The organism is Pseudomonas sp. Eth.TT006 (genome assembly GCF_054456575.1).
This window is the reverse complement of record NZ_JBTJEN010000040.1, coordinates 1-1,323: the sequence shown is the minus strand read 5'-3', so window position 1 is coordinate 1,323 and position 1,323 is coordinate 1. Positions and strand designations below refer to the sequence as shown.

General features: G+C 49.2%; 1 pseudogene. It reads right to left on the bottom strand.

The window, feature by feature from the left end:
• Positions 1-386: 386 nt before the first annotated feature.
• A pseudogene (locus tag ACXR0M_RS27220) lies at positions 387-1,323 on the bottom strand (hypothetical protein); the annotation flags it as partial.

Genomic DNA, 1,323 nt, shown 5'->3' with positions numbered 1-1,323 from the left:
GTGGCCTCAAGCTCGCTCCTGCAGGGACCAAGGTGTAGATGAGAGCCTGTTGATCTTTGCCACGCAGAGCATAGAACGAGCATCAACCTCCCACCGCTACAGACGCGCGGGGTGTTGTGCGTCCAGAGATCGACAGGTTGCGAGACCCCATCGTTGGTTTGTCAGCGACAGAGGCACAACAGAAACTGCCCAAGAGGTGCAGAAGGCGACGGACTCAGGATGTACGTGAAAACCGCAAGAGTTCGTAGTTTGGAAGCTGCGCTGAAAAGCGTCGTTTAAATGGTTAAGTTTAAAGACAAAAAAATCGCAGTCTTCGAAATGTTCATAGACTGCGATTCTGTTTTATTAATAGATCTGTTTCTATAGCTTTCTTGCCTCACTTATTTCTATCTATAAGCTATAACTTGGCACGGAATGTCAGTTCCTGCGGCATGCCCTCCGATATAATAATAGTAGGGATTTGGATAGATACCGATGGCTTGTGTACCCGATCCTTCCTGCAGCCTGCCGACACTCCACTGCGTTGACTTATTGGGGTAATAATTGGCATCAAAGTTTCGTGCAATTCCGTCTATAAAGCGCGGGTCAAGAAAACTTCCTCCTTGAGAAGTAATCCAGGCCGCTGCTGCGCTTCGAGAGAGTAAGGACGGATTGTGTATCAACGTAATAGCCCCATGCACCGTTACATTGAATCTTTTGGTCTGCACTGGCGTAGAAGAGTCTGATACAGTGATTGTTGCATTACCAGTACTTACACTTGTAATGACTCCGTTATTGCTCACAGTGACAGTTCGGGTGTCGGAGGTGTAAGTGTACGGCGGCTTGCCTCCTGAAGCAGTGCGATGACGAACAATCCCCGGAGGATTAGATTTTCGTGTCCAGCCCAGTGATGCAGGAGCAGTTATGTCGTGGCCATATATGTCCAGATGAGTTATATCAACATTAAATGGTTTAGCCACAAAAAAGTTTCGGGCCGTCGAAGACTCTTCTGAGCCATAGAGCGCCTTGGCCTTAAAACTGTGAGCTCCCTCAGCCAGTCCGCCGATGCCGTCGGTTATCCAATGTCCCGATGCATCGACTCTGAATTTTCCCTTGGGCACCGTTCCGTCATAAATTTCAATTTGTTGGTCTTTGCTCGCTTCACCGTTGAAGATTACTGTGTTCTCAGTGGTCGTACTGCCGTGAGGGATTTCCTCTTTGCTGGGCTGGCCCTTGACCGAAGTAATCGCCGGCGTCACTTCCTCAAACGCCCTGATCGTATAGAACCGAACCGGAAACACCTCCGCCTCCTTCTCGATATCGCGCTTGTCCATCGACGCCTTA